We start from the raw sequence: 25,887 nt of genomic DNA on the forward strand, positions 1-25,887 counted from the left end.
CTGGATCTTCTGCAAAAGCTCGTCCTAACCCAGGGCGAGCTTTTCAAAGTCTGAAATCTTCTTGTTAATCACGGAAATGGACTTCTTCCAGAATTCAGGACGACGGATGTCCTCGCCTAAATGTTTCTGCACCAGATCTTCCGCACTCATGCGACCCGTGTCGCGCAAGATATTGATGTACGTTTTCATGAAGTCCTGCCCCAGCTCCTGACGGCGGGCATAGACACTCATGCTGAACAGATATCCAAAGGTGTACGGATAGTTATAGAAGCTGATACCGGACATCGCAAAATGCAGCTTGGTCGCCCAGAACATCTTGTCGTTGGCACTTAAGGTCGGTCCATACCACTTCGTCCAGGCTTCGTCTGTTAACCGTGTGAGCTCATCCGAACTCAACGTACGCTGGGCCCGAAGGTCATAGAAGCTTTTTTCAAAATCAAAGCGGGCTGGTATATTCAAAAGGAAGCTGGCCGCACCTTCGATTTCTCCCCAGGCAAATTCAATTTTTTCTTCACGCGTCTGTGCTTTTTCCAAAAGCACATCGTGCAACAAGGTTTCAGAGAAGATACTCGCTGTTTCAGCCAGCGTCATTGGATAACGGGTCTGCGCACGTGGCATGTCCCTCATCACCCATGAATGATAGGCATGCCCCAGCTCGTGCGCCAAAGTGGAAATATCACTGTTGGAACCCATATAGGTCATGAACACCCGGGGCTCACGACGCTTTTGGAATCCTGTGCAATAAGCACCGTTGCGTTTGTTCGGAAGAACACGAGCCTCGATCCAGCGTTTGTCGGCCATCATGCCGACAAAGTCAGACATGGAGGCATCCGCCTGTGCGAAGGCCTCTTTGATCATGTTCAGGCCCTCGTCATACGTGCGCTCTTTCTTAGAGGCGGAAATCGGGCTTTGCGCCAAGAGATCCCATGGATCCAATACCTTTTTGCCCATCAGCTTCGCCATGGCCATAGGAGCCTTGCGGGATTGCTCGACATTATCATGACAAGCCGACAACATCGCTTCCAGTGTGTCACGAGTGATACGGCTGTAGAACAAGGACTGATCCAGATAGTGAGACGTCACGGTGTGCGAACGCTTCTTATTTTCTTCGTGGCGCCAGCCAGCCAAAGCATTCAAGATGGCCGCAGCTGATTCCTTATGAACGGTCCAGGCTTCCTGAATGGAGGTCCAAGCGACACGACGGGTGTTTTCTTCCTGACTGCGAGTTAACGCCGCTGCTTGAGCCAATCCCACGGTCTCCGTGCGATCCGCGTATTTTAATTCACAGCGCATGGAGCCACTGAGTTTTCCATACAGTTCTCCCCACGCGTGCAGGCCTGGTGTGGAAATGGCCTGAAGCAGGGTTTCTTCCCCATCCGACAGCATAAAAGGTTTCAAACTTCTTTTTTCCGCCCAAAGGAAATCACTGGCCGCCAGTTCCGGATGCGCCAGGATCTTCTTTAAAATTTCATCCGAGCAGGCTTTGACAAAGTTATTCACCGGCACCAATGCCTGATACATACGAGACATCAAATCACTGACTTCTGATTTTTTGGCCTGCGCCTCATTCAGGGAGCTGTCCACAGAAAGATGGCACATCAGATATGTGCTCATGTTGGCCAAGAGCACCTGCGCCTGATCTGCATTTACCAGAATCTTTTGAATGGATTCAATCTGCGTCTCCAGAGGCTCGCGCAATGCTTTGACGTCTTTTTCGATCTGATCAATCTGAGACTTTGTCAGATCAAATTCAGTCTGAAATTCAACGGAGTTATAAGAAGGGTATTCTGATTCGATATTCCAAGCCATTTTTTCCATGACCGGATCATACCCTAAAAAACAAAAAAGCCGAAGTTTTGCTTCGGCTTTTTCACATTAAATCCTATCTTTTCTCGATGTCGTCCTTGGCTCTGAGTAGCGTGGCTCCCAGATCATTGATAATCCGGCTCAGCTCCGGTGACAGTGTCTTGCCCGAGATCTGCAACTGCAAGCGCTCTGTCTCGTAGAAGGGACCAACCTGCTTGTCATCATTCCAAGCGGTCAGGAACTCTTCTTCAAACCCACCAATAACTTTTTTATCGAAGATCTGCGCCCCGAATTCGCGGAAGCTGCCCTGCAGGGTGTCTGGATTCAGATTGGAAGAACCCACCAGCATCACCTTGCCATCAACAGACGTGATCTTGCGGTGATTTTCCTGATGATACCCTTGTGTTTTCCCGTTCGGGAAGCGCGCCTCAATGCCCAAAGTGCGGCGGGCTCTCACTTCCACCCCATGACGCATCAACTGATCCAGGAACAGCGTGTTTGGCAACCCACCCATCGCAAAATTTCCATTGTGATCAGCCAGAATACGAACCTTCAGCCCTGGCACTTGTGCTTTGCGCTTCATCAAAGCATCGTTGATGTATTTATCATAGATAAACAGATGCTCCATGTAGATATGACTTTCCGCCTTGGAGATCATATCCACCAGCATGTTGCGCGTGTCCTTGATCTTGGCATCGACGTTGGCTTCAGCCAGTCGTACCGACTGGTCACCCACGGCCGGGAATGTCATGCGCTTAAGCTTAAACCAGGAAAGAATCTGATCGCGATTCTTTAGGTAAGCTTCGTTGGAATAGCCTTGCTCTTTGTAATAGAACCACTTGCGCTCGTTTGCGTCTGTCGTTAAGGCGGCATCGACGTCATCATAGTACGCGGCCTGCACCAGGGCTGCCGCCGGGCCTTTGACATATAAGGCGTTGTCATAATAGTAACCGCCACTATGGTCCGACCAGTTCTTCGAGCCAAAGTACGCCTGAGGCGCATCGGATTCCGCATCCACGACGATCACCTTACTGTGATCAATTTTGGATTCATAGTAGGTGTTGCGTTTTTCCAGGGACTTGAAGGTTTCCTCCGTTTTGGGAATCAGATTGGTGATGCCAAAAGGAATGCCCGGTGGATGGCGTTGGATGTTGGCCTGAAGCAGATACACAGACCCTTTCAGGCCCGGATCCGTTGCCGCACGATTTTTGATGTACTCAAAGATCGGCATCATCTCGTCCTTCATGTTGTAGTTGGTTGCATAGTCATGCAACATCAGCACCTTGAAGTTCGGATTGGCTTTTTTCTTGATGACCGTCTGATCCAGCAGGAATTTGCTCAAAGTTCCACCCATTGTGCCTCCGAAAAGGAAGATATCAATAAAGATGGATTCTTTCGCAGACAGAATCATATCGCGAATCTTGGCAAACATCGGATCTTTGAAAGACGGATGCCCCTCGTCGTCGTTATGTAAAGGCATCTTCATATAAGGCTGGCTGAAATCCAGCTTGCCCCCGGCAAAGATCACACGATCATTGAACCACTGAATTCTTTCCGGAGATACTTCATTGTGACTGACCAACTCCACCACATTGCCCGGCACAAAGCCACCGGCCACCAGAGCGTAGTCATCCATTTCCGGGAAACGACGTTGCAGATTCTCGGTCAGCTCCAAACTGCTGAGGCTTAAGTTGCGTGCTGAGGACCACGAGGTCATCAGACTGCGGGCTGCTGACTGGGCCACCTTGTCTTTTTTAAGCGGATGGTCGGCATAGTCGCGCAAGGTCTGCAAACGGGTCTGCAACCAATATTGCAAAACCTTGGATTCATTCACCGAACTTTTCTTTACAAACTTCCAGTAAACCAATGGCAGAAGAATTTTCTCGGGAACCTGGCTTTCATATGTCTTCACAAAAGCACGGGCCCGGCTTTGCTCTGCCGCTGGCAACTTTTTAATTTCACTTAAAAGGGTTTCAACACGACGGCAGGCTTCGGCGCCAAACATCATGTCAAAGTTGGATTTATGGAAATCCATTGCTGCAATACGCTCTTTCAAAGACACCACAGGTGCCTGAGCAAAGGACGTCGAACCCATCAACAGCGAGGTCAAAATCAAAGCGGTCTTTTTCACAGAACACCCCCCTGCACCAGAGAATTCAGATTCAGATACTTTTCCATCGAGCTTTCACACTTTTTCAAATAATTACGACTGGCACTGGAAAGAGCCTGCTGTCCGTCAGCGGCGTTCTCAGTATGGAAGCGGGTGTTATAATCCACCAGATCCACCTTCGTGCGACTGCGGTCCAGCTCCCCTTCTTTCAGGTCGTAAACAATCTTGCTTAGATTAAAGATCACCTGGCCTGAGGAGTTTCTTTTTTCCTCAACCTGGAATGTTCCCGTCGGAACGGACTTACCGGTTTCTTCATAGGTATCCGGCATCAACTCTCTGCGACCTTCATTATGGGAAGCCAGAAGTCCCGGGTAGATTTCTAGTGTTTCCTCGGTCGGAATCAGGTCTTTCAGGTTGAAGTTCTTGTAAAGATCGACGGTATATAACAAAGGCACGCCCGGTCCGGCTGATTTCGCTGACAAGGTATAGCCATCGCAAACAACCGGCTTCTGAAGAGCATGGTTTGAACGATAGTAGCGGCGATAGCGCACAAAGCCTTTCACGCCGTACTTTCTGATACTGGGCACACCAATGCCGATATCCATGATCTCAATATAGATCGTCATAGAGCCACCGATATAATCCGCAGCCCCCTTGGTCACTGGCACAAGGGCCGAGTTGTTATAGACAGTTCCCGTCACCGTCGCTTTTTCCAGTTGTTCCCATTTAGAGCTTAAACGGCCTGTTTCACTCAAACGGACCAGTTGATTGCTGCCTAGTTCGGCAGAGTAATCATTTTTCTGATTAAACTCTGGATTGAACATCAAATCCACCTGCAGACCGGTATTGATGATCTTATAAAAGCGCATTGTCTTAACGAAGTTTTCAATCAAGGCATCTTTGATATTGCCGCCTGCGATCTTGGCTAGACCCTGCTCAGGAGCATCCGTACCCAGAGTTTTAATCAAAGCCTCGTTCAGGGCTTTGCGTGCGGTTTTTGAAAGATACTTCTGATCTCCATTGGTATGAAAATGCACGGACATCTTATGGCGGTAAGAATTCAAAGGAGAATCCCCACCCATCAGTTCGCCCAGCGCCTGAGCCTCACCATCTGTGATGATTTGTTTCACGCTGGCTGGCTGACGGACTTCTTTATGTGTACAGTGCACAGCTGTCAAAGCGGCGCAGGCAATCAATGCAGACTTGATCATCAACTTCATATAGTCACATCCTAAAGATTCTGGAATTTTCTGAATTCGGCGTAATGCGAATCATCCGCTTTCAACAACAGACTTAAAGAGTAAGGCAAATCCTTGTAAACACGCTTACCACCGTAATACATAATCACCGGCTCAAAGATTCTTTGATTGCCGATCGCCAACTGCGCGACATTGTCAGGACTGATGGTGTAGCGGCGCAAAGTTTCTTCCAAAGGCCATTTCACGTCCTTATAAACCACATAGGCAATTTCCGAACAGACGATGCGTGTGTGGGTGTGGACGTCGAAGTTAAAGTCATACTCTTTTCCGATCTGGGCGATCGCCTGAAGGACTGCCTCGCGACGGTACTCATCTGTGATATTCGAACGAGTATCGCGGATCACCAGGAAGTCATCGATGTTCAGGAAATGCTCCAGGGTGTTAAGTTCAACTCCCGGACGCAAAGCTTCGACAATACGATGACCAGATCTGATTTTGGCCTGAATATTTGCCGGAATCCTGTCCCAGACTTTCAGTTCTTTCAGCTGATCTTCCGTCCCCAGCCAGATCGCAACGTGGCCATAGTGGCCCGGGATCATCTTATCCGTCAGACGGAACGGAGTTTTTTCCATCAGAATATCCAGGGGTTTCATTTCAGCGATCAAAGCTTTTTTTTCTGACTCAGGCATATTGATCAGATGACCTTTACGGGTTTCCACCATGCCGACCATATTGCCAAAGCCCATACTGACCCCGTAGGAAACAGAACGAACCCCGCGTTTTCCTCGCAAAGTCAGACGGTGCCATAGATTCGCAATGGCATCTTTAAAGGCGCTGCTGTCTGTTCCGTTTTTTACCGCCAAATACCAGATGCTTGATTGAGTCATTGCATACAAATGACTTTCTTCAGGGCTGGTCGAAATTCCCTGGGAACGCCGCCATGCCATCACGGAATCAATAAATTCAATTCCTCTTTCCAGCTGAGATCGGCGCGAGATGGATGAGTATGAATCCGCCAAAGTCTGCAACGCACGTTTTTGAGCGACGTCATAGTTCAAAACATAGCGCAAGGAAGCGTTATCGTTGAACGGCTGGATTGCCACCAGATAGTTGTCCATCAGCATGAGCGCAGAAGCCAGGGCCATATGCATGCGGAAGATCTGTCTTTCCCCTTGAGCATCTTTCGGATCAATATTCAGGACTTTATAATCCTGATAGAAGTCCTTACGCACCTGACGGGCTTTTCTTTCAATTTTGGTCCCGCGATACGGGGTCAGCTTCACCTCGTTAGTTTCAGAAAAGTACTCGCCCTCGGAAATCGCCAGGTCCAGAAGTTTCTGACGGGTTTTTAGGTAGTCAGTCCCCATGGCGCGCACCCACTCACCTTCAGATCGACTTAAGGTGATATTGCCGGTTTCACCCAGTTTCTTTTCATCGGCGAAGCGCAAAGCCGTGGATCTAAAGGTCAAAGCCTCAGACAACAAAGCTTGCAAATCATAGTACTGTGGATCGACATAATAGGCTGCTGCGGGAGCTCTCTCACTTGAGGATTTAAATGATGAGCACGCGCCAACGAAGGTTGTGACTAGACACAACGCCAGCAATTTAGAGAACATGGGATTTCCCTCCAATGTTCTCAGAATAAGCTAATAATCCCTCGCAAACGGAAATGATCTTGTCGCAGGACAATGAATCTAGTCCTGCGTACCAGTGCAAAAAGGCCCTACTAGGACCTCACAGCCATTGGTCTGTAATTCGGTCAAAAGAACTGTGAAGTGGAATCAAAATACGAAGATACCTCTGGTTCTTAGAACTTGCAGAGTCATCTATAAAGAAGGCGGGATCTCGGTTTTGCTATAAGCCGGATTCTGTCCCAACTACCAGGTCCCATAATTTGCCCCGATAATCGTGGATGATCATTCCTCTGGGAGTGGCATTACTGACACCCTCAAGCGATCTTACCCGGTGACTACGGGCTGGCCGCCCTACTAATGTCACCCTATTTGATCTTGCTCCGCGCAGAGTTTGGCTGTTTTCACTCCAGCAGCTCCCCAGACCCTCCCGTTCCCGGTGTCTGGCTCAATGCCCTGGACATTCTCTCTGTTCCACTGTTCCTAACGTTACCGTCGAGGGGCGTTACCCCTTGCGCTGCCATATGGAGTCCGGACTTTCCTCTCTAATTTCAGTAATTTAGAGTATTATTAGAGCAATCATCCGCAAAACCGTGGGGATTTCTAACACCATCCAGCATTTCGTGCAAGAAGGTTTTCTTAATCCCAGTTTTATTTTACTTTCTAAGCATCGTTTACAAAAGGATTAAATCATGAAGATCTTGGTATCTCTATTTGCGTTCGTTATGACTTTGACTCTTGCTTCTGCTTCTTTAGCTGAAGAGGCTCACGGTGGTGGCGGTCATGGCGGTGGTCATGGTGGTTTGACCGAAAAAATGAATGCTTTGTTCCCGCAGCCAAAAGCAGACCCTACAAAGAACGAGGTTCCGGCAAAACCGCAGCTGGAAAGCCCTGGCTACTACCAAGCGATCAAAGCTGACAAAACAACTCTGACTTGGAAAGCCGTTGCTGGCGCTGACGAGTATCACGTGCAAGTTGCGACAGACGCTAACTTCAAGTGGTTGGTGGCCAACGAGTACTCTGTTAAGGGTAACTCTTTTGAAGTGACAGGTTTGGAAGCTGGCAAACATTACTTCTGGAGAGTTGCAGCTGTTAAATCAAATAACTGGAGCACCTTCCGCAAAAGTTTCTTTGCAATGTCCATGTTCGAAACTCCTGCAGCGAAATAAGTTGTTGCGAAATTTTGATTGCACACTCCAAGAGCCCTAACCCAAGGGCTCTTTTTTTTGCGCTTCGACAAACTCCAGGTGCAATTACAAAGTTTTAATCCCCAGGCCGTTTTGTAATTTTATATCTTTGTAAGAGTATAGATACACTTATGCCATGACTCATTCGGTGTATGAGGCGCTTCTCAATTCTAATGCAGTGATAGAGTTCGACATCCAGGGAAATATTCTCTGGGCCAACTCCAATTTCCTGAACTTACTCGGGTACGAGCTAAGCGAAATTCAGGGAAAGCATCATTCTTTGTTCCTGCCGGAGTTTCACCAACATGAGCTCGAATATCAAGAAATGTGGAATCAACTTGCTGAAGGACATGCGCAAGCTGGAGAATTCAAACGTCTGAGCAAAACGCAGGAGATCATTTGGATCCAAGGCTCTTACACTCCTGTAAGAAATGCTGAAGGCACCATCGTCAAGATCGTCAAGATGGCGGTCGATATCACAGAAAAGAAAAGTCTGTCTGAAAATCTGGAGAAAAAGAACCGAGAGTTGATCGGAGCCGCTACCAAAGCCCGCGCAGCCACACATGCCAAATCCGTCTTCTTGGCCAACATGAGCCATGAGATCCGCACGCCCCTGAATTCCATTATCGGAATCACGGACACCCTGGCAGAAACCACTTTGGACGACCAGCAGGCCTCGTTTGTCGAAATCCTTCAGCGCGCCAACCATCAGCTTATGACGATCATCAACGACATTCTGGATTTGTCCAAAGTCGAAGCTGGCGAAATTGAACTGCGCCCCCTGCCCTTTAAACTTCAGGGGATGCTGGATGATCTGGTGGCCGTTCTTGGTTTCCGCGCCAAGGAAAAAGGTCTGCAACTGAACATCGAGATTGAACCCGATGTCGAGGAGTACTTCGTCGGAGATGCGGATCGTCTGCGCCAGGTGCTGATGAATCTTCTGAACAACTCGATAAAATTCACCCAAAGCGGCAGTGTTTCCCTGCGAGTCGCCGTGAACCGCACTTCGCACTCGGGAAATCTGCTGTTCTGTGTTTCTGACACAGGAATCGGTATCTCCAAACAGAAGTTCAAAGACATCTTCCAGCCTTTCACTCAGGCGGATTCCACCACCACGCGCAAATATGGTGGCACCGGTCTGGGACTTTCCATCACAAAAAACATCGTGCAACTGATGAATGGCCATATATGGTTTGAAAGTGAACTCAATGTGGGAAGTGCTTTCTATTTCACGATCTCAGTCCCCACCACCACGGAAAGAAAGACAGCGATGCACAACCCATGGCAGGGCCGCTATCAACTGACCGACATCAGACACAATATCTCCAACAGCCGCCTGCGCATTTTGGTGGTGGACGATGTGGATGACAATCGCAGTCTGTTTGGAATTTATCTGCAAAAGACCATTCACGCTGTCAGCTATGCCAGCAGCGGATCTGAGGCGGTGGAAATGGTGAAAAACGAACACTATGACATCATCTTTATGGACGTGCAGATGCCAGGAATGGACGGTTATGAGGCCACCCGTTGCATCCGGGCCTTGGAAAAAGACCTGGGCCGCACTCCGGCCCGCATTTTTGCCTGCACCGCCAATGCCTTCCAAGAAGACGTTCGCAAAAGCCTTTCAGCCGGTTGCGATTTGCATCTGTCCAAACCCGTGCGCAAGGACACCATGCTGAAGGCCATCCATTCTTTCTTCAGTGCTCCAGAGGCGATTTACTAACTATCGCTCACCAGCTCATTCAGATTCCACTGATCCAGCACGGTCTGCCGGGACAGACCGCCTTCTTCTTTGACCGAATAATACACCTTGATCGATTGCGGGTTCATCGAACTGTGATAAATCATCCCTGCGCACATCTTGCAGGGTTTGTGAGTGGAATATAAGACCGCACCTTCGGGAATGGCCCGACCGCTTTCTCGATAAAGGCGCTGAATCAGGTTCACTTCCGCATGCAGGGTTTTGTTTTTAGAGTTGGAGTTCACCCCATAACCCAGAATCTCTCCGTCTTTATCCACCAACACGGCGGCGATATTTCGGTCGAAATCGTGCAAAATATCTCCCCGCGGAACCTTTTGCGCCAGTCGAGTTAAGCTTTGCAAAAATGACTGCTTGGAGGCGGGTTTTTGCTCTAAAAACCACTGTCGGATGTCCGCCAAGGGCACCTGATTTTCTCGGTTCAGATGATGGCTGACTGGCAAAAGCTCACTTCCCGCACCGATTTCAATCATTGGCTCCAAAACGGGAATCTGATGATCACAAGGAACAATCCCAGCGGTCACACGCTTGGCAACGACCTTGACCATCCCCCGGCACATTTCCGTCAGATCCGCGCTGGCGTAAATCCGCTGGCGCAGAATAAAGAAGCTGTGATCGACAAACTGCTCAAAAAGCCCCTGCAGCAGCTTCACCACTGCCGAGGACGGCAGAGGCCCTTTTGCCCGAGAATGGCGCGAAAAGTAGATCCTGCCCTCGTGCTCGACGAAAGCGACGTCCATTTCCTTCTGAGCAAGTAAAAATGCTATATGTTCTGCCTTTTTTTCTGCCAACATCCAGGAATTGGTACCATATCCCGTCCAAATTGTCTAAAAAGCCCCCATGGACATGATCAAAAACCGCTTGGAAAAGAACTTCAAAAAACTTAAAAGCTGGGCCGAACGCCACCAAATCGAGGCTTTTCGTCTGTATGATCGTGATATTCCCGAATATCCCTACATCGTTGACATCTACAAAGATCACTACCTGATCTACGACAAAAGTGACTTGCGCGACAAAGACAAAAACCACCTGCCTCACGTTCAAGAGGCGCTCAAGACGTTGTTTAAATGTGATGACCCCAAGGTCGTAATCAAAAAACGCGAGCGTCAAGAGGGCCTGAAACAGTACGAAAAGCTGGATGCCAAAGAAGACACCTTCGTCGTGCGAGAGTCGCAAGCTTTATTTAAAGTGAACCTGTATGATTATCTGGACACCGGCTTGTTCCTGGATCACCGCCCGATGCGCCAGAAGGTCTTTAAAACGGTTCAGGGAAAAAGATTCCTGAATCTGTTCTGCTATACCGGGTCTGTCAGCGTGTTTGCCGCCTTGGGCGGGGCCCGCACGACCAGCGTGGACATGTCGCAAACCTACCTGCGCTGGGCTCAGGACAACTTCCAGCTCAACAACATCGACTTGGAAGGTCACAGTTTCATCAACGCCGACGTGTTGGAATGGCTGCGCACACAAAAAAATTCGAACACTTTTGACGTTATTTTCCTGGATCCGCCAACGTTCTCGAATTCCAAGAAAATGGAGGACACATTTGAGGTCGAGCGTGATCAGGATTTCCTGGTGGACAGCTGCATGCAAATGCTGGCTCCCGAGGGAGTTTTGTATTTCTCGAACAACAAGAGGAAGTTTAAGATTTCCGACAACATTCTGTCCAAATACAGAGTGAAAGAAATCACCACCGAGAGCATCCCACAGGACTTCCATGATAAAAAAATTCACAACTGCTTCGAGATCAGAAGCAAATAAGGGCCCCTAGGGCCCTTTTCCAATTTGGGGACAAAAATACCTTGCCCCCGCCACCAAAAAGCCCTAGAACCCCCGCTTTAAGACAAATACTAAAATCATAAGATCTCCTAGAAGATCACAGATATTGAAGGCTGTTCAAAATGCCACAAGCGCAAGGCGGAGGGGCTTTTCTGAAACGGAGGCGTGCTCCAAGCACGTCGGAGAGAAAGAAAAGACCCGACAACGCAGTCGATTGGGGTATTTTCAATAGCCGCCGGAGGAATGAGAATTGAAAGCACTTGGCCGTCATATTTTGGTTGAATTCAGTGGATGCAACGCTGAGGTTTTGAACGACGTTTCCATCATCGAAAGAAGCATGGTTGAAGCGGCACAAATCGCAGGCGCGACAGTCATTAACTCCACTTTCCACCACTTCTCCCCATGGGGTGTAAGCGGTGTTGTTGTGATCCAAGAAAGTCACTTGGCGATTCACACATGGCCGGAATACCGTTATGCCGCTGTGGATCTGTTCACTTGTGGTGATTCCGTGGACCCTTGGGTTTCCTTCGAGCACCTGAAAAAAGCCTTCCAGGCAAACTACTCTGCTTTGGAAATGAACCGCGGCTCTTTGCACGTGATCCAAAAATCCGACTTCCAGCCGAAGATCATGCGCGAAAAACCTTCCTTTGATCTTTCCAAAGGTTATCAGATCGACCGCAACGTCTGGTTCACCGACAAGGATGAAAACCAGGCTCTTTCCCTGCGTTACACGGGTGAAGTTCTGTTTGATGAGACAAATCCGTTCCAGCGCGTGCGTGTTTTGGACTCTTACTCTCACGGCAAATTCCTGGCGATCAACAATATGGTGATGTGCACAGAGCGTGATGAGTTCCACTATCACGAAATGATCACTCACCCGGTGATGCAGGCGCACGGGAATGCGAAGAACATTTTGGTTATCGGCGGCGGTGACGGCGGTACCATTCGTGAATTGTTCAAATACGATCAGGTTGAAAATGTAACAATGGTGGAAATCGACGAAGCGGTTGTGCGCGCTTCCAAGCAACATCTTCCAAAGATCGCTTCAGAGTTTAACAATCCGAAATTGAATCTGATTATCGGTGACGGCATTCAGTTCGTAAAAGATGCTGCACCAAACTCTTATGACGTGATCATCGTGGATGGTTCTGATCCGGTCGGTCCGGCAAAAGGTCTTTTCACTGCCGAATTCTACACAAACTGTAAAAACGCATTGAAAGAAGGCGGCTTGGTGATCACTCAGGGTGAATCCCCGATGTTCCATGAAGGCACTTTCGTTGAACTGAATCAGTGCTTGAAAGGTATCTTCGGCAAGAAGAGCGTCCACACGATGTTGTTCCATGCGACCACTTATCCGTCAGGAATGTGGAGTTTGCAGATGGGTGTGAAGGGGACAAATCACCCGGCGAAAGACTTCAACAAAGACCATGCGCGCCAATTCTCTCTGGCCAAAGGTCTGAAATACTACAACGAAGATCTGCACACAGCGGCGTTCTGCCTGCCGACGTTCGTTAAAACGATGCTTGGCGATAACGCCTAGTTTATCTAATTGAGATAGACCGCCTCCTGTTTTCATTATAGTTTCATCTAGAACTAAACAAACAGGAGGCGTAAATGTTCAAACTTCCACAACTTCCCTACGCAAAAACAGGTTTGGCTCCTTTGTTCAACGAAGAACAAATGACTTACCACTACGACAAGCACCACAAAGCTTATATCGACAATCTGAACAAGTTCATGGAAACAGATGCGTCTTTGAAAGGGAAATCCCTTGAAGAGATCACTTTGACTTCCTCTGGTGGCGTGTTCAACAACGCGGCTCAGGCCTGGAACCACACCTTCTTCTGGTTTGGTATGACTCCGGCAGGTCAAGGCGGCCAGCCTTCTGCTGAGTTGTCTGCAGCGATCACTCGCGACTTCGGTTCTATGGATGAGCTGAAATCAAAGTTCGTCGATGGCGGCGTAAAAACTTTCGGTTCTGGCTGGATCTGGTTGTGCGCGGATGCTTCCGGCAAGCTGTCTTTGGTTTCCACTTCCAACGCAGCGGTTCCATTCACAAACAACGGTCCAACTCCATTGTTGGTTGCTGACGTTTGGGAACACGCTTACTATGTGGACTACAGAAACCTTCGCGCAAAATACCTAGAAACCTTCTGGAGCCAAGTAAACTGGAACTTCGTTTCCGAAAACTTCGCTTCCAAAAAAGTTCGCGACCTAACTAAGTCCATGACTTAAAAGGTACCTGCTCGCTTTTGCAGAAGCACTGCTTCAAAAAAAACGGGTATTCCGAGTTTTTTGTGGGTAGCCCGGCGCGCACGAATTGAATTCGCTTAATTTATGAGCTTCGATTTTCGGATGAGAAATCCATCCGATTCACACCAGTTGTTCGAGCAGCTTCTCGGTCTTGTGCCGCCGTGGTCAGTCACTAACGTCAACCTTGATACCGTAAATCGTCTCGTCGAGGTTGATGTCGAGTGGTCGAAAGGCCACGAGCCGGAGTGCCCCGAGTGCGGGCGATCGTGTTCGATCAAAGATCACCGCGAGGAGCGCAGGTGGCGGCATTTGGACACGATGCAATTTCAAACGATCATTCGCTCACGTGTACCAAGATCAGATTGCAAGGAGCATGGGGCGAAGACAATCAACGTCCCATGGGCTGGTCCGAACTCTCGCTTCACTCTGCTTTTTGAGAGGCTCGCGATTGACGTCATGATTGCCGCCAAGAGCCTCAAAGAGGCGGCAAGGCTTTTAGGGCTTTCGTGGGACCAGGTCCATCACATCCAAAAGCGCGCGGTCGAACGCGGTCTTGAGCGTCGCAAGCTTGATGAGATCAAACACGTCGGTATCGATGAGAAAAGTTTTTTGAAAGGTCACAAGTACGCCTCACTGATGACCGACATCGGTGGTGCACGCGTTCTAGATGTCGTCGAAGGCAGAACACTTGAGGCCACAGACTCACTCTGGCAGAAGCTTCCAGAGGAGACGAGATCCGGCATCGATGCTGTTGCGATGGATATGTGGGACGCCTTCATCACGTCAACAAAGACGAATGCGCCCCAAGCCGACATCGTGCACGACAAGTTCCACATCTCAAAATACTTGGGCGATGCGGTCGACAAAGTGAGGCGCCAAGAGCATCGGGCGTTTATGAAAGACGATGTCGAGACACTCAAAGGTGCGAAATATCTGTTTCTGAAAAACCCCGAGAACATGAGCGATGCCGAGACCTCTCGGTTCAACGAGCTTCGCATGGATAAACTTAAATCAGGGCGAGCGTGGTCGATGAAGGAGATGTTCTCGGAGTTTTGGAGCTACACGTATCAAGCTTCGGCGAGAAAGTTCTTCGACCGATGGTATTGGTGGGCGACGCACTCCAGGCTTAAACCGATGAGCGACGTCGCCAAGCTCATGCGCCGGCATCTCGACAACATCTTGACCTACTTACGCCACCACATCACCAACGCGATGATGGAGGGGTTCAACTCGAAGATCCAATCCATCAAAGCCAATGCTCGTGGCTTCAGAAACTTTGCCAACTACCGAATCGCGATCTTGTTCTACTGCGGAAAACTTGAACTCTACCCGGCGTAAGGGCACAAGAACCTCGGAAGAACCAAAAAAACAAAAGGGACTGCTATACAACGGCAGTCCCTTTTTTTATTCAAACTTCTATTGCGCTGCTTCTGCAAAAGTAAGCAGGTACCTTTTAGAGTTCGAAGAAGGTGGTGGACAAGAGGAAGAGGGTGTTTCCGGTGTCGGGGGTGTAGTAGACGCCGACCGAGGGGCGCGAAAACATTTCTTTTGGACGGAACTGAGACCACGCAATACCTGCGCCGGTGTTCATGTCCTCGTAAGGCGAAATCCCCGCTTCACGCAAATGACCCCACGCAAAGGTCAACCATTCGCGGTCCTTGATCTGATACTGTAAATCCAGACCCCACTCCGATTCACACTTCAAAGAATACACAAATGTCAGTGTGTTCTTGGAGTCAATATGCCCGCAGACATTGTTCAGGAATGGCGACAGGGTGACGTCCTCCAGCTCCACCGGGCGATAATTAAAACCAATATGGAAAGAACGCAGAACCAGATCCGGTGTCTCGACCACTTTGCCGTCCAGCCTTACTTCGGACTTAAAGCGGTTTTCAGTGAAAGCCGCCGCCCAGTCGAACTTGTCGCCGCGATAGAAATTTAACTTGGCTGTGTAGTTACGGCTGCCCGGAACCGTGGCATAAAAAATCGGAACCGTGCCCAGCTCCACACGTTCGTGCACCCCCACGCTCAGGGCGTTGGCCAACATGTGGGAATTGATGTTGGCCCCGCTGGTTCTTTGAAAACCAAACTGCCATTGAGCCAAAGTACGAGCCGACGTGCTGACAACAGGGTTGAAGATCACGCGCTTCGGCGGAATGACGTCATCAAAGCCCGCAAAGGCCTGAAGTCCGGAAAGAAAAATGAATGATAAAATAAACGCGCGCATGCCCGCGAGCATTACAAATAGGATGCCAAAAGAATCCCTCTGAGCCGTCGCTTATTTGCAGCTCATAGCTCCGCACCCTATTCACACCGGTACAATTTTCACTGTGACAACAGTTTAGACAGCTCTTCTATGAACGCAACCACTTGCGACGGGGATCCTTCTTATCCACAGGCCACAACGCCCACTGGACATTCAGATCACAGGCCTTCAGAAGATTTTCCACAATGAGCTCGGCGTCCTCTTTTTGCCAGAAGTCCTTGGCATGGGAACTGGGACTTTTTAGTGCGATATCAGACACCAACGAATAAACCATGCCGCTCATGGGAGGAATCAAAAACCCCATCGTGGAAAGCACCCCCTGCAAGCGGGACAAAATCCCCTTTCCGCCCACGGAGTGCATTAGAACAAAGACAGCCGCAGGCTTCCCCATTAAAGCACTGGTGCCCTCAAGTTCCGTCATCTGCTCCAACAGCTTTTGCATGGGACTGCCCCAGGAATCCCAATACGTACCGGTCACAAAGATCATGGCATCCGCATTCGAAATTCTTTTTTTCAGGGACGAACTGTAACCGGACTTTGCCAGCGTCACCACATCCACCGACACTTCCTTCGGGAAAATCTTTTTCATGCCTTTGATCCAAAGCGCACAGTTGCCCTGATCACCGGAAGGGCTGCCATTTAAAACAAGAATCTTTTTCATCGGAAATCACTCCATGCCGTTGGGGATGAAGTATTATGACCTGTTCGGAAGAAACAATCCAAGGACAAAAATAAGACAGGCGTCTGGGATCAGACGCCTGCACATGGAGGGATGGGAAAAGGACCGCACCTTAAATTGTGACAACTTTCATCAAGACACCTCCTTTAGGTTGTCTTCTTGGATCGTTGTTCCCCTGTCCAGGGGAAACAACACTTCATAAGCAAAATCAACCGAGACCGGAACTCTGCGTGGCGGGTCTTTGATTTCAATGAAATTCAAGACATCCTGCACACCGGACAGCTCCCAGGCCGCGGCGACGGCCAAGGCTTTCAAACGAGGTCTAAACACCTCACCATGAAGCTTCACAATGCCGTCAGCGACCTCAACCTCGATGTGTTCTCCACCGATTTTAATCATCTCTGCCAGCTGCGCTTCAAGGATACGAAGAATCTCCTCGTCTGATCTGTAGTAGTCCGTGGGTACAACAATGCGGTCTTCAATCGCCCAGACACCTTCCGTGTCTGAGATGACCTCCAAGGCCGCATTCTTTTTGTAAGACGTATCCACGAATCCACTGACAATGACCAGGTTGCCCCGGGCAACAATTTCAAGATCAGCTGCGCTCACTCTTTTATCCCATTTGATTCGATCGCGTATTTTTCGACCGAGCTCATTGTCGATCTGGTTTTTAAGAAGATGCGTGTTCATTAGGCTGCTCCTTGCTTGTTCTCGGGTTTTCCTTCAAATCAGGCCACCCCTTCCAGTGTGGGTGGCTGATAGTTCAGCATCGGATCATTTCTGCGATGCTGGGATTTACGTGAGGATCGTTTGCTCAGCACCACTTTTAAAGCGGACACTGTCTTCGCTACACATCGTTTGAAGTTTTCGTCGCTCTTGACGACTTTAATCACACTTTTTGAGCGTGATGGCTTCAAGATGACCTCACACATATAGCTCGGCTTGCGAGTCTGTGTACGATGTCGATCTGTCTCGACTCGCACGGTGAGGTGAGCACCACTGTCATACTTGAAGAAATCTCCGACAGCGTTTTCCACTGTCTCCATCAGGTAAGATTCGAGATTTTCAGTTTTAGTGATGTCTCTGTAGTAGATGTCTGTTTGCATATCTACCTCCTTGTCTTGCTCTCATTATCGTTGAAATCGACAAATTCGTTAAATATATAATTTAGAAGACATACTTAGGTTAAAGTTATACATTTAAGGGGTCTAGGCGAAGATTTCCAAAAGGAACTCATAACTTACAGAAACGCATCAAGAGCCTAGTTCCAAAAAGGCGCCAAAAAAACCATGTTATTCGGAGGTTTTAGACCATGTTTAACTACAATCATTTATATTACTTTTATGTAACCGCCCGGCTGGGTGGAGTCAGCAATGCCGCCAAATATCTGCATATCAGCCAACCCTCACTCAGTTCTCAGATAAAAGTTCTGGAAAGCACGTTGGATCAAAAACTTTTCGAAAAGCGCGGAAGAAATTTGCATCTCACACCCGAAGGAGAACGCACTTTTGCTTACTGTAAAAAGATGTTCGATGTTGCCGCCGATTTCGCTGAATCACTAAAAAGCCCCTCTGAAAAACAGAGTCAGCGCTTTCGGATCGGCGTCAGTGATCAGGTGGAACGCCCCTTCATCGCCGATCTGCTGGCTCCGTTGATTCGTGAACAAAAACGTGGCATCGAAAAACACTTCTTCGTCAGCTCCGCCCCCTCGGACATCTTGGTCAATCAGCTGCGCAGCCAGGAAATCGATCTGCTCCTGACGAACAAACCCATCTATGCCGATGATGTTAAAGAAATTGCCACCGCAGAAATGCCGGTGAACCTGATGGTTTCGACCAAGAATTTAAAAGATCTGAAGATTCGGATCTCACGCCATACCTCAGCGCTGGAATTCTTAAACGCCGTCCCGTGGGGTTTGATCATCCCGTCATACAAGATGAAACTGCGCCATGAAACGGATTTGTTCTTTCAGGAAATTCACGCGCGCAAAAAAGTGATATTCGAAAGCGACATCATGTCTGTGGTCGGTCGGGCTGTGATCGATGGGGCTGGGGTGGGCTTTCTGCCCGTTCCCTATGTGATGGATGAAGTTCAGTCCGGCAAGATCACACTGATTGGCCCCAAGGCCGGATACTGGAAACACACACTGTACCTGCTGGCGCGCAAGGATCAGAAGGAAGATGAAACTTTGATGGATCTTAAAAAGACCATCCGACGACTGGAGAAGTTCTAATAAAAAAGCCCGCCGTTAAGAGCGGGCTTTTTGTTCTGAACTTTAATTTTGGATTTAATAAGGCTGACGAGCATCCGAGTTTGCCAGATCCATCCCCATCACCACCGCAATTTTTGTATAAGCGGCTGAATGTTTGAAGTTGGATTCCGGAGTGATCACGTCGCGGGTCGTATGGATGTTTTTGTTACTTTTGCTGAATGTCGCTTCAAACGGCATCAAGGCAGGATAACCTTGGCGATTCCAGGAAGCGTGATCGCTGCAACCATAACCACATTTATCATCCACGATGCGCGCGTGGATGTAAGTTTCATTTGCGGCTCTTAAGTATTCACGCAGCCAGGCGCTGGTAAAGTCCGTCATGCTGCCGATAACCAGTTCACCCGAACCGGGGAACAAAGTCATGTCCAACTGAAGAACTGCCACCACGTCTTTCTTTTCTGCTTTGTACTGTTTTGCAATCTCGGCCGAGCCCAAAAGACCGGACTCTTCCCCCGCATACCAGAAAATTTCAATGGAGCGTTTAGGCTGAGCTTTACTCATCAGAATACGCAGTGCCTCGATCAGGTTCGCGGAACCGGAGGCATTGTCGTCAGCACCAGGTGCCGTCTTACCACCACCCCAGCTTTGATTGATGGAATCCAAGTGACCGCCCAGGACCACGATTTCTTGGGGGCGCTCACTACCCACCAGGCGCACCTTCAAGCTTTTCTGTTTTGTGGAGGTGTGGGTGATCAGTGAAATCTCATAAGGGATTTTGGATTCAGCCAACATCGCTTCCAGACGCGTCTTCATCTCATCGACGTGGCGGTTCGGTTCCGCATCACGGTTGCTACGACTTGGGAAGGAAGACAACCAAGTCACATAAGAACGAAGATTGTCCTCGCTGACTTCGGTCAACGCAGCTTCGATTGCTGCACTCTTTTCCAAAGCCAAAGGAGCAAACGGCGCCCGGTCATAGAGGGCATTCTGCTCCTGAATTTTCGCCAAGTTATCCAAAATGCTGTTAAATCCAGCACCCTGAACGTGCATATCCAGACTCAGATCCTCAAAGCCACCACATTTGCCGACCTGATGGGATCGTTCCTGAATTCTTTGCTGCATCAAGGGCGTCACAATCGCGTAACCCACTTCGATGCGTTCATCTTTAGCTAAAACCGGGATATTGAGGGCGCGTAGATCCTTCAAATCAGCCAGAATCGGCTTTGTTTCGAAGTTTTCCAGATCCGGAACGTGCGCCGTCGCAGTCGTTGCAACGAACAATAACAAAGCCATCGTGGCAGTTTTCATATTTTCAGTCCTTTGAAAAGCATTACCGCAGATTAATGCTATCGAATTTGTCCTCATTTTGGCAAAGACAATTCGCTTATTTTTTAAACATGCATTAGGATAAGTGCCTATGACGACAGACATTTTGCTGGTTACTTTGAACTCCACCTACCAACATAGCTCCTTTGGTTTGCGGTACCTTTATGCCAATTTGGAAGAGCTGCAATCGCGTGCCCAGATCCTTGAGTTCACCATTGCCCGGGACCCCAAAGACATCGCCGAAAGTCTTCTGCGTCACAAACCAAAGATCATCGGAATCGGCGTATATATTTGGAATGCCCAAGAATCTTTGGAACTAGTGTCTTTACTTAAGCGTATCAGTCCCGAAACTTTGGTGGTCTTAGGAGGCCCCGAAGTCAGTCATGAATCGGAAACCAATCCGCTTTGTCACATCGCGGACTATGTCATCAAGGGTGAGGCCGACTTCCTGTTTAGAGACTTCTGCAGAAACTATCTGTTCAACGGCACCCTGCCCGAACAAAAGTTCATTGCAGGCATTCTGCCGGACATTAAAACCATCAAATCGCCTTACGAATTCTATAGCGATGAGGACATCAAAAACCGTGTTTTATATGTCGAGGTTTCCCGCGGTTGTCCGTATCGCTGCGAATACTGCCTGTCGTCTTTGGATAAATCCGTTCGTAATTTCGATGTTCCTCAATTCTTGGCCGAAATGCAGAGACTAATGGATCGAGGCGCCCGCCAGTTTAAGTTCATCGATCGCACCTTCAATTTGAGCCCTTCAACTTGCACACAAATTCTGGAATTCTTCCTGGAGCGAATCCATCTGGGTCTGTTCCTGCACTTTGAAATGGTACCGGATCGGCTGCCAGTGGAAATTCGCGAGCTGATCAAAAAATTCCCCGCAGGTTCATTGCAGTTTGAAATTGGCATTCAAACGTGGAACACCGACGTCGCCCGACTGGTCAGCCGTCGCAACGATCTGGAAAAAGTGAAAGACAACTTCCGCTTTCTGGCCGCTGAAACAGGTGTTCATACACACGCCGACCTGATCGTCGGTTTGCCTGGTGAAGACATTCACAGCTTTGCCAAGGGGTTTGATATTCTGGCAGAACTTCGTCCGGATGAAATCCAAGTTGGTATTCTCAAACGCCTGAAGGGCGCGCCTATTTCCCGACACGACAAGGAATGGGAAATGGTCTATTCGGCCCATCCGCCATTCCAGATTCTGCGCACGAAGTCCATGGACTTTGCCACGTTGCAGACGATGAATCGTTTTTCAAAATACTGGGATCTGTATGCCAATAGCGGCACTTTCAAGAACTTCGTCGACAGCCTGAAAGCTGCGGCCCAGGATAAGGAACACCGGTCCTTCTTCTGGGAGTTCTATGAGTTCAATGGCTTCATGTCACAGCGACATGCCCAGTCCCATGGAATTTCCCAGTTAAGTCTTTTTGAATCTGCGCTAATTTACCTGACAGAACATCGTCACTGGCCTGTGGAAAAAGCTAAGGCGCTTTTGGCTGAAGACTATAGGGCGACAGGTAAAAAAGAGCTGCCACGGTTCCTAAAAGCCGGTGAGACCACGGAAGCCTCTGGTGGCTCGCACGACACGGGAGCGAAAGGAAATCTGCCTAAGCGGCAGCAAAGGCATCTGACGGCGAAGAGCGAACAGGCTTCATCATAAGAATTGAAGCCAGAAGCAAGGAAAACCCCGCCACCAGCAAAGCACAGCGGATGTACATAAACCACAGCCACTGAGAGCGAATATCCATCCAGTCCGGTGGCGGCGACATCAGATCCCAGTTTGTGATAAGCTGATTGAGCGGAAGATTTCCCAGGTACGTCATAAGCAATTCATTCAGAACGCAGACGACTGCAAAGGCAATCAATACGAACTCCATTGACTTCCAACGGCCCCGTATCAGGTACAGGCTGGCCGTCAAAGCCAGCAAAACCACCGAGTAAACGATCGGGCTCATCATGGAAAACGAGTGATTCCAACTACGATGAAACTCCAGGTAAGCCAAGATCGACAGGCTTTCCAGCGTGGGGCCCACTCCAACAACCAGAGCAAAAGAGCTTCCCGCCATCAAACCCAGCAGCAGCAAACCAAGATATTTCAAACCCAGAGATAAATTCATAGGAGGATCATATATTCTTTTGTTTACTGTCACTCAAGTTTCATTTTTTTAATTGAAAATTACCGGTTATTGCACCCGCACCTTCTTCGCAAAGCCTGTATAAGCAATCAAAGGAAGCTTGGTGAAGGTGAACTTGAAGTCTTTGGGCACCTCACCAGAGCGCAGAAGTTGCCACATCTGCTTTTGTAAAAACACCGGCCGTATTCCGCGGATATCCGGTTGCTCCAAGCCAAAATCCTCCATCCACATCTTCAGTTTGCCGGGCTCGATGAACAACGAATACACATGATAGTCCGGAGGTGTATTCTTCACAAACCACTCCATCCCCTTAATCACAACCAACCAGGCCAGGGGATTCTTGTTGAAGGTGTTAAAAAAGAACAGCCCCCCGGGGCGCAGAACTCGCGAGGCTTCTGCGATCACCTTCTGCGGATCAGAGACGTGCTCTAACAGATCCATCGCCGCGACGACATCAAAACTTTCGTTGGCATAGGGCACCTGATAGACGTCCCCTTGGTGATAGTGGACTGAATGGGTGTGATCGCGGGCTTCAGCCACTTTCAGGCTGGAGGTGGACAAATCAATTCCCGTCACCTTGTGGCCGGCCTCGGCCAGATCATTCGCCAGAAACCCTGCCCCGCACCCCATATCAAGAACTTCCGCATGATATCCAATGTGCTTGCGAATGGACTCCAGAATCCATGGCATTTCAACCTTGTGCTGATTGCGCAGAAGAGCGATGGGATCATCCTGAGCCTCATACCAGCGCTCTGCCAGGTGATCATAAGCTTCATTGTTGACGATTTCCCGGTCCACTTTCGCAAGTTCCAAATCCATGGAAACACCTCCAGCTCTCAAACACGCTAGCAGCCGGGCGTTCCGGCGAGGAGCTTTGACGAAGTCCAGTGGTAAGAATCAAGGCGTTGTTGATCTGATCGACGGCTTCCGCTACACTCAAACACATGATTGATTATATCGAAATTGCCTGTCGATGGATTTTAGGTCTGCAGATGTTTTTCTGGGGACTGAACGGTTTCTTTCATTGGGTGAAAGTGCCCCCCTCAGATCCGGCCATTGACCGCTTTGTGCAGGCTTGTATCGACACGCGCTTTATCATGCCGACCGTAAAAATTGTTGAAATTTTCTGCGGAGCTCTTCTGGTTGTGCATCTCGGTGTCCCCCTGAGTCTGGCTATTTTGTCTCCGATCATGTTTGTAGTGACCGGACTTCATGTACTGCACAATCCCAAGCCCTGGGGGGTCCTGGTGACGACGACTCTGCCTTATGCGGCGTTGTTGTTCTTTCATAGCGCCACTTTATTACGACTTGTTCACTAACGGCTTCAACGACAAATAAACTCTCGATGAATCTTTCGTAACTTGAGGAAAAACAAGATCTCTCAGTAGATACTCCTCAAGCTTATGAAAAGACACAGTGCTAACTCCTCTACCTTTTGTCTCGTGGTCGGCCTCGTTGGCCTGGCTTTGGCCTTTTCCTGGCTCGTGGCCCTGACCCCCCAAGCCCGGAACATCGAAATCATTCGTCCCGATCTCACGGTTAACACCCGGGCTCTGTCGTCTTTTGAATATCTTAACTACAACACAGACCGTGAAGGCTTGTACTGGCTTAAGTTTGAAACAGAGCCCATGATCTATCCCCTGAGTCGTCTTAAGATGCGCACCATGAACTGCGTGCATGAAATGAGCACCAGCCACGGCGAATGGAAACTGCCCTCGGGACTTCAAAACGTCTGTGACAATCGCAAAGGTCTTTTGCTGGTGAACACCAAAGACTCACTTTCACAAAACACACAATGGCATTTTGCGGGCAGCACCCGCGGCGACAGCTATGGGGTTCTGCTCGAAAAGGACTGGACGGATCTTCCCGTCGCCGCCGGTTTGATCGCTTTGACGTTGTCCCTGGCTCTTATACTTTACGCCAGACTTCCCGCTCGTCACCTTGCGGAACGTCTTTTCGTGATGACTTTTTTGATTATCGCTTTTCTTTTCCGTTTTTGGCTGGTGTTCATCGAGGCTCCGCCACAGTTCAGTCTTTTTTCAGATATGGGCGCCTATTTTTCTCGCTCAGAGGAAATTCTTAACGGTCAGTTCAGAATTGATCAGCTCTTTCAGCCCATTGGCTTTACGCTTTGGAGCTTGTGGCTGCGCGAGCTCGGAGACTTTGAACTCTTCAACTGGGCTCAGGTGTTCTTTTCCTGGGGCACAGTGATACTTATCTATCTAATGGTCCGTCAGCGCTTCGGAGCGCTCGCCGGGGCTTTGAGTGCTGCGATCGGCACAACCTATGTCCCCTTGGCGGGCTTTGCGACTTTTCACATGGCAGAAAATGCGTATGCCTTTTTTATCTCTTTGATTCTGTGGTTGATCCTGAGAACTTTAAACAACCCACAGCTGCGCGGATTCTTTTTAATCGGGTTTTTAATGGCGCTGGCCTTTTACTTTAAAGGAAATCACGCCTTCTTTATTCCCATTTTTGCACTTTGGCTGCTGTATCAAGACCGTCACCAGTTTAAAAAGGGCTTTAGCAAAGCAGCCGTGATGGGACTGGGGTGTGCTCTGGTTGTGGCCCCCCACATGGCTTGGACCTGGCAGCATTATGGAAAGCCCCAGCTGGGTCCGACAGCGGGGGCTTTAAATTTCGTCGAAGGCAAATGCCCCAGCAAAGACAACGAAGACTCCACCGGCGCCCGCTGGATGTCACCTATGTTTGGCTTCACCAACGAAAGACTTTACAAAAAATGGGATCGCCCCTTCACAGATCAATCCTATTTCTGGAAGGCCGGCGTGAATTGCATCAAAGAAGATCCTTTGGTTCTAATCGAAAGCCTTCGCTACATCTACTATCTGGCCTGGGGCAATCCCCTGTGGCCCCATATTTCCACAAATGTTCAGGACCTTTACTATCCGTGGGAAAACTTCTTCTATTATGGTCTTCTGCCCCTGACCTTGCTGGGGCTTTTGGTGCTTCGCAAGGATGAAGAGGCCTTCAATCAGGCCTCGGCTTTGCTGATGTTGTCCCTGTTTCTGACTGTGTGGTTCTTTAAATCGGAAAACCGCTTCCGTGTCCCCTTCGATGCCCTTTTAATCGCATGGTCTTCTGTGGGGGCTTCGTGGGTTCTGTTAAAAGCTTGGGCCCTGTCAGGACGCCTGACTGTTTATCTGCGAAACCTGCTCATTAAGACTCCAATAGTCGTACAGGTAACCCAACAGGAAAAGTCCTCCGGTGCAGAGCCAAATCAGTCCTGAGATCCATTTTCCCATATAAAAGCGATGCACGCCAAAAACTCCCAGGAAGGTCAGAAGAATCCACGCAATGGTGTAGTCAACGCGGCCACTGCGATAGTTTCTCTGTGCCTCCCTTTCCATTGCGGGGATCAGGAAAAGATCAATCAGCCAACCCACGCCCAACAGACCGAAGGTGAAAAACCAGATCGTGCCCGACACGGATTTACCAAAATAGAAGCGATGAGCGCCCATAAAACCGAAAATCCAAAGAATATAGCCAATAAAAGTTGAATGTGTCGCCTGAGCCATGAT

23 protein-coding genes and 1 other RNA gene are annotated in these 25,887 nt (G+C 49.1%); 10 read left to right on the forward strand and 14 right to left on the reverse strand.

Going from position 1 to position 25,887, the window contains the following annotated elements; genetic code table 11:
• Window positions 1-24 precede the first annotated feature (24 nt).
• From ACZ5ZV_RS18675 to rnpB, 5 genes are all read right to left on the reverse strand, one after another.
• Window positions 25-1,818, reverse strand: a complete 1,794-nt coding sequence (locus tag ACZ5ZV_RS18675) for a M3 family oligoendopeptidase (protein ID WP_464118724.1) — start codon at window positions 1,816-1,818, stop codon at window positions 25-27.
• Between the two features lie 64 nt (window positions 1,819-1,882).
• A complete protein-coding gene (locus tag ACZ5ZV_RS18680; RefSeq protein WP_464118725.1) occupies window positions 1,883-3,937 on the reverse strand; it encodes a phospholipase D-like domain-containing protein in 2,055 nt (684 codons plus the stop codon).
• A complete protein-coding gene (locus tag ACZ5ZV_RS18685; protein WP_464118726.1) occupies window positions 3,934-5,136 on the reverse strand; it encodes a hypothetical protein in 1,203 nt (400 codons plus the stop codon). Before ACZ5ZV_RS18685 ends, ACZ5ZV_RS18680 begins: the two co-directional genes overlap by 4 nt.
• Window positions 5,137-5,147: 11 nt before the next feature.
• Window positions 5,148-6,731: a YiiX/YebB-like N1pC/P60 family cysteine hydrolase gene (locus ACZ5ZV_RS18690; protein WP_464118727.1), complete on the reverse strand. Its 1,584-nt coding sequence runs from the start codon at window positions 6,729-6,731 to the stop codon at window positions 5,148-5,150.
• A gap of 225 nt (window positions 6,732-6,956) precedes the next feature.
• Window positions 6,957-7,341: RNase P RNA component class A (gene rnpB / locus ACZ5ZV_RS18695), an RNA gene on the reverse strand.
• Window positions 7,342-7,438: 97 nt separating this feature from the next.
• Here rnpB and ACZ5ZV_RS18700 point away from each other — a divergent pair.
• Together ACZ5ZV_RS18700 and ACZ5ZV_RS18705 are read left to right on the forward strand one after the other, a co-directional pair.
• Entirely contained in the window at window positions 7,439-7,915 is a 477-nt protein-coding gene (locus ACZ5ZV_RS18700) for a fibronectin type III domain-containing protein (protein WP_464118728.1), read from the forward strand.
• A 154-nt stretch (window positions 7,916-8,069) separates the two neighbouring features.
• Window positions 8,070-9,656 carry a PAS domain-containing hybrid sensor histidine kinase/response regulator gene (locus tag ACZ5ZV_RS18705; RefSeq protein ID WP_464118729.1) on the forward strand — a complete coding sequence of 529 codons (1,587 nt, stop codon included), beginning with the start codon at window positions 8,070-8,072 and terminating at the stop codon, window positions 9,654-9,656.
• Here the strand turns inward: ACZ5ZV_RS18705 and ACZ5ZV_RS18710 are convergent.
• Window positions 9,653-10,432 carry a Bd3614 family nucleic acid deaminase gene (locus ACZ5ZV_RS18710; RefSeq protein ID WP_464118730.1) on the reverse strand — a complete coding sequence of 260 codons (780 nt, stop codon included), beginning with the start codon at window positions 10,430-10,432 and terminating at the stop codon, window positions 9,653-9,655. The two genes, ACZ5ZV_RS18705 and ACZ5ZV_RS18710, sit on opposite strands and share 4 nt — an antisense overlap.
• Window positions 10,433-10,532: 100 nt before the next feature.
• Between ACZ5ZV_RS18710 and ACZ5ZV_RS18715 the strand changes: the two genes are divergently transcribed.
• The 4 genes from ACZ5ZV_RS18715 to ACZ5ZV_RS18730 all read left to right on the forward strand — a co-directional run bounded on the left by ACZ5ZV_RS18715 (window position 10,533) and on the right by ACZ5ZV_RS18730 (window position 15,059).
• Window positions 10,533-11,450 (forward strand): class I SAM-dependent methyltransferase, encoded by a 918-nt coding sequence (locus ACZ5ZV_RS18715; RefSeq protein WP_464118731.1) that lies wholly within the window; start codon window positions 10,533-10,535, stop codon window positions 11,448-11,450.
• A 268-nt stretch (window positions 11,451-11,718) separates the two neighbouring features.
• Entirely contained in the window at window positions 11,719-13,008 is a 1,290-nt protein-coding gene (speE, locus tag ACZ5ZV_RS18720) for a polyamine aminopropyltransferase (protein ID WP_464118732.1), read from the forward strand.
• Between the two features lie 74 nt (window positions 13,009-13,082).
• The gene (locus ACZ5ZV_RS18725) at window positions 13,083-13,703 is read left to right on the forward strand and encodes a superoxide dismutase (protein WP_464118733.1); all 621 of its coding nucleotides are present in this window, start codon (window positions 13,083-13,085) and stop codon (window positions 13,701-13,703) included.
• A gap of 120 nt (window positions 13,704-13,823) precedes the next feature.
• Window positions 13,824-15,059, forward strand: a complete 1,236-nt coding sequence (locus tag ACZ5ZV_RS18730) for an ISL3 family transposase (protein ID WP_464117565.1) — start codon at window positions 13,824-13,826, stop codon at window positions 15,057-15,059.
• A 115-nt stretch (window positions 15,060-15,174) separates the two neighbouring features.
• On the opposite strand, the gene ACZ5ZV_RS18735 is transcribed toward ACZ5ZV_RS18730, so the two are convergent.
• The 4 genes from ACZ5ZV_RS18735 to ACZ5ZV_RS18750 all read right to left on the reverse strand — a co-directional run bounded on the left by ACZ5ZV_RS18735 (window position 15,175) and on the right by ACZ5ZV_RS18750 (window position 17,772).
• On the reverse strand, window positions 15,175-15,948 hold the full coding sequence (locus tag ACZ5ZV_RS18735; RefSeq protein ID WP_464118734.1) for a hypothetical protein: 774 nt from the start codon (window positions 15,946-15,948) through the stop codon (window positions 15,175-15,177).
• A gap of 127 nt (window positions 15,949-16,075) precedes the next feature.
• Window positions 16,076-16,648 carry a flavodoxin family protein gene (locus ACZ5ZV_RS18740; RefSeq protein ID WP_464118735.1) on the reverse strand — a complete coding sequence of 191 codons (573 nt, stop codon included), beginning with the start codon at window positions 16,646-16,648 and terminating at the stop codon, window positions 16,076-16,078.
• A gap of 150 nt (window positions 16,649-16,798) precedes the next feature.
• Window positions 16,799-17,356 carry a BON domain-containing protein gene (locus ACZ5ZV_RS18745; RefSeq protein ID WP_464118736.1) on the reverse strand — a complete coding sequence of 186 codons (558 nt, stop codon included), beginning with the start codon at window positions 17,354-17,356 and terminating at the stop codon, window positions 16,799-16,801.
• 38 nt (window positions 17,357-17,394) lie between these two features.
• Window positions 17,395-17,772 (reverse strand): HPF/RaiA family ribosome-associated protein, encoded by a 378-nt coding sequence (locus ACZ5ZV_RS18750; RefSeq protein ID WP_464118737.1) that lies wholly within the window; start codon window positions 17,770-17,772, stop codon window positions 17,395-17,397.
• A gap of 206 nt (window positions 17,773-17,978) precedes the next feature.
• Between ACZ5ZV_RS18750 and ACZ5ZV_RS18755 the strand changes: the two genes are divergently transcribed.
• On the forward strand, window positions 17,979-18,899 hold the full coding sequence (locus ACZ5ZV_RS18755; RefSeq protein WP_464118738.1) for a LysR family transcriptional regulator: 921 nt from the start codon (window positions 17,979-17,981) through the stop codon (window positions 18,897-18,899).
• 54 nt (window positions 18,900-18,953) lie between these two features.
• Here the strand turns inward: ACZ5ZV_RS18755 and ACZ5ZV_RS18760 are convergent, their stop codons facing one another.
• Window positions 18,954-20,186: a M20/M25/M40 family metallo-hydrolase gene (locus tag ACZ5ZV_RS18760; protein ID WP_464118739.1), complete on the reverse strand. Its 1,233-nt coding sequence runs from the start codon at window positions 20,184-20,186 to the stop codon at window positions 18,954-18,956.
• 109 nt (window positions 20,187-20,295) lie between these two features.
• Between ACZ5ZV_RS18760 and ACZ5ZV_RS18765 the strand changes: the two genes are divergently transcribed.
• A complete protein-coding gene (locus tag ACZ5ZV_RS18765; RefSeq protein ID WP_464118740.1) occupies window positions 20,296-21,873 on the forward strand; it encodes a B12-binding domain-containing radical SAM protein in 1,578 nt (525 codons plus the stop codon).
• Here the strand turns inward: ACZ5ZV_RS18765 and ACZ5ZV_RS18770 are convergent.
• Window positions 21,821-22,330, reverse strand: a complete 510-nt coding sequence (locus ACZ5ZV_RS18770) for an anthrone oxygenase family protein (RefSeq protein WP_464118741.1) — start codon at window positions 22,328-22,330, stop codon at window positions 21,821-21,823. The genes ACZ5ZV_RS18765 and ACZ5ZV_RS18770 overlap by 53 nt on opposite strands.
• A 66-nt stretch (window positions 22,331-22,396) precedes the next feature.
• On the reverse strand, window positions 22,397-23,167 hold the full coding sequence (gene ubiG, locus ACZ5ZV_RS18775) for a bifunctional 2-polyprenyl-6-hydroxyphenol methylase/3-demethylubiquinol 3-O-methyltransferase UbiG (protein ID WP_464118742.1): 771 nt from the start codon (window positions 23,165-23,167) through the stop codon (window positions 22,397-22,399).
• 125 nt (window positions 23,168-23,292) lie between these two features.
• On the opposite strand from ubiG, the gene ACZ5ZV_RS18780 reads away from it, so the two are divergent.
• Window positions 23,293-23,667 carry a hypothetical protein gene (locus tag ACZ5ZV_RS18780; protein WP_464118743.1) on the forward strand — a complete coding sequence of 125 codons (375 nt, stop codon included), beginning with the start codon at window positions 23,293-23,295 and terminating at the stop codon, window positions 23,665-23,667.
• An 84-nt stretch (window positions 23,668-23,751) separates the two neighbouring features.
• Entirely contained in the window at window positions 23,752-25,596 is a 1,845-nt protein-coding gene (locus ACZ5ZV_RS18785; RefSeq protein WP_464118744.1) for an ArnT family glycosyltransferase, read from the forward strand.
• Here the strand turns inward: ACZ5ZV_RS18785 and ACZ5ZV_RS18790 are convergent.
• Window positions 25,489-25,884 (reverse strand): NINE protein, encoded by a 396-nt coding sequence (locus ACZ5ZV_RS18790; protein ID WP_464118745.1) that lies wholly within the window; start codon window positions 25,882-25,884, stop codon window positions 25,489-25,491. The two genes, ACZ5ZV_RS18785 and ACZ5ZV_RS18790, sit on opposite strands and share 108 nt — an antisense overlap.
• Window positions 25,885-25,887 lie beyond the last annotated feature (3 nt).

It is taken from the genome of Bdellovibrio sp. HAGR004 (genome assembly GCF_055397015.1).

What these genes read in the sequence shown, in the direction of transcription:
- ACZ5ZV_RS18675 (WP_464118724.1), bottom strand. Translation starts at nt 1,818, where the DNA reads ATGGAAAAAATGGCTTGGAATATCGAATCAGAATACCCTTCTTATAAC.
- ACZ5ZV_RS18685 (WP_464118726.1), bottom strand. Translation starts at nt 5,136, where the DNA reads ATGAAGTTGATGATCAAGTCTGCATTGATTGCCTGCGCCGCTTTGACA.
- ACZ5ZV_RS18690 (WP_464118727.1), bottom strand. Translation starts at nt 6,731, where the DNA reads ATGTTCTCTAAATTGCTGGCGTTGTGTCTAGTCACAACCTTCGTTGGC.
- ACZ5ZV_RS18700 (WP_464118728.1), top strand. Translation starts at nt 7,439, where the DNA reads ATGAAGATCTTGGTATCTCTATTTGCGTTCGTTATGACTTTGACTCTT.
- ACZ5ZV_RS18705 (WP_464118729.1), top strand. Translation starts at nt 8,070, where the DNA reads ATGACTCATTCGGTGTATGAGGCGCTTCTCAATTCTAATGCAGTGATA.
- ACZ5ZV_RS18710 (WP_464118730.1), bottom strand. Translation starts at nt 10,432, where the DNA reads ATGGACGTCGCTTTCGTCGAGCACGAGGGCAGGATCTACTTTTCGCGC.
- ACZ5ZV_RS18715 (WP_464118731.1), top strand. Translation starts at nt 10,533, where the DNA reads ATGGACATGATCAAAAACCGCTTGGAAAAGAACTTCAAAAAACTTAAA.
- ACZ5ZV_RS18725 (WP_464118733.1), top strand. Translation starts at nt 13,083, where the DNA reads ATGTTCAAACTTCCACAACTTCCCTACGCAAAAACAGGTTTGGCTCCT.
- ACZ5ZV_RS18730 (WP_464117565.1), top strand. Translation starts at nt 13,824, where the DNA reads ATGAGAAATCCATCCGATTCACACCAGTTGTTCGAGCAGCTTCTCGGT.
- ACZ5ZV_RS18735 (WP_464118734.1), bottom strand. Translation starts at nt 15,948, where the DNA reads ATGCGCGCGTTTATTTTATCATTCATTTTTCTTTCCGGACTTCAGGCC.
- ACZ5ZV_RS18740 (WP_464118735.1), bottom strand. Translation starts at nt 16,648, where the DNA reads ATGAAAAAGATTCTTGTTTTAAATGGCAGCCCTTCCGGTGATCAGGGC.
- ACZ5ZV_RS18745 (WP_464118736.1), bottom strand. Translation starts at nt 17,356, where the DNA reads ATGAACACGCATCTTCTTAAAAACCAGATCGACAATGAGCTCGGTCGA.
- ACZ5ZV_RS18750 (WP_464118737.1), bottom strand. Translation starts at nt 17,772, where the DNA reads ATGCAAACAGACATCTACTACAGAGACATCACTAAAACTGAAAATCTC.
- ACZ5ZV_RS18755 (WP_464118738.1), top strand. Translation starts at nt 17,979, where the DNA reads ATGTTTAACTACAATCATTTATATTACTTTTATGTAACCGCCCGGCTG.
- ACZ5ZV_RS18760 (WP_464118739.1), bottom strand. Translation starts at nt 20,186, where the DNA reads ATGAAAACTGCCACGATGGCTTTGTTATTGTTCGTTGCAACGACTGCG.
- ACZ5ZV_RS18765 (WP_464118740.1), top strand. Translation starts at nt 20,296, where the DNA reads ATGACGACAGACATTTTGCTGGTTACTTTGAACTCCACCTACCAACAT.
- ACZ5ZV_RS18770 (WP_464118741.1), bottom strand. Translation starts at nt 22,330, where the DNA reads ATGAATTTATCTCTGGGTTTGAAATATCTTGGTTTGCTGCTGCTGGGT.
- ubiG (WP_464118742.1), bottom strand. Translation starts at nt 23,167, where the DNA reads ATGGATTTGGAACTTGCGAAAGTGGACCGGGAAATCGTCAACAATGAA.
- ACZ5ZV_RS18780 (WP_464118743.1), top strand. Translation starts at nt 23,293, where the DNA reads ATGATTGATTATATCGAAATTGCCTGTCGATGGATTTTAGGTCTGCAG.
- ACZ5ZV_RS18785 (WP_464118744.1), top strand. Translation starts at nt 23,752, where the DNA reads ATGAAAAGACACAGTGCTAACTCCTCTACCTTTTGTCTCGTGGTCGGC.
- ACZ5ZV_RS18790 (WP_464118745.1), bottom strand. Translation starts at nt 25,884, where the DNA reads ATGGCTCAGGCGACACATTCAACTTTTATTGGCTATATTCTTTGGATT.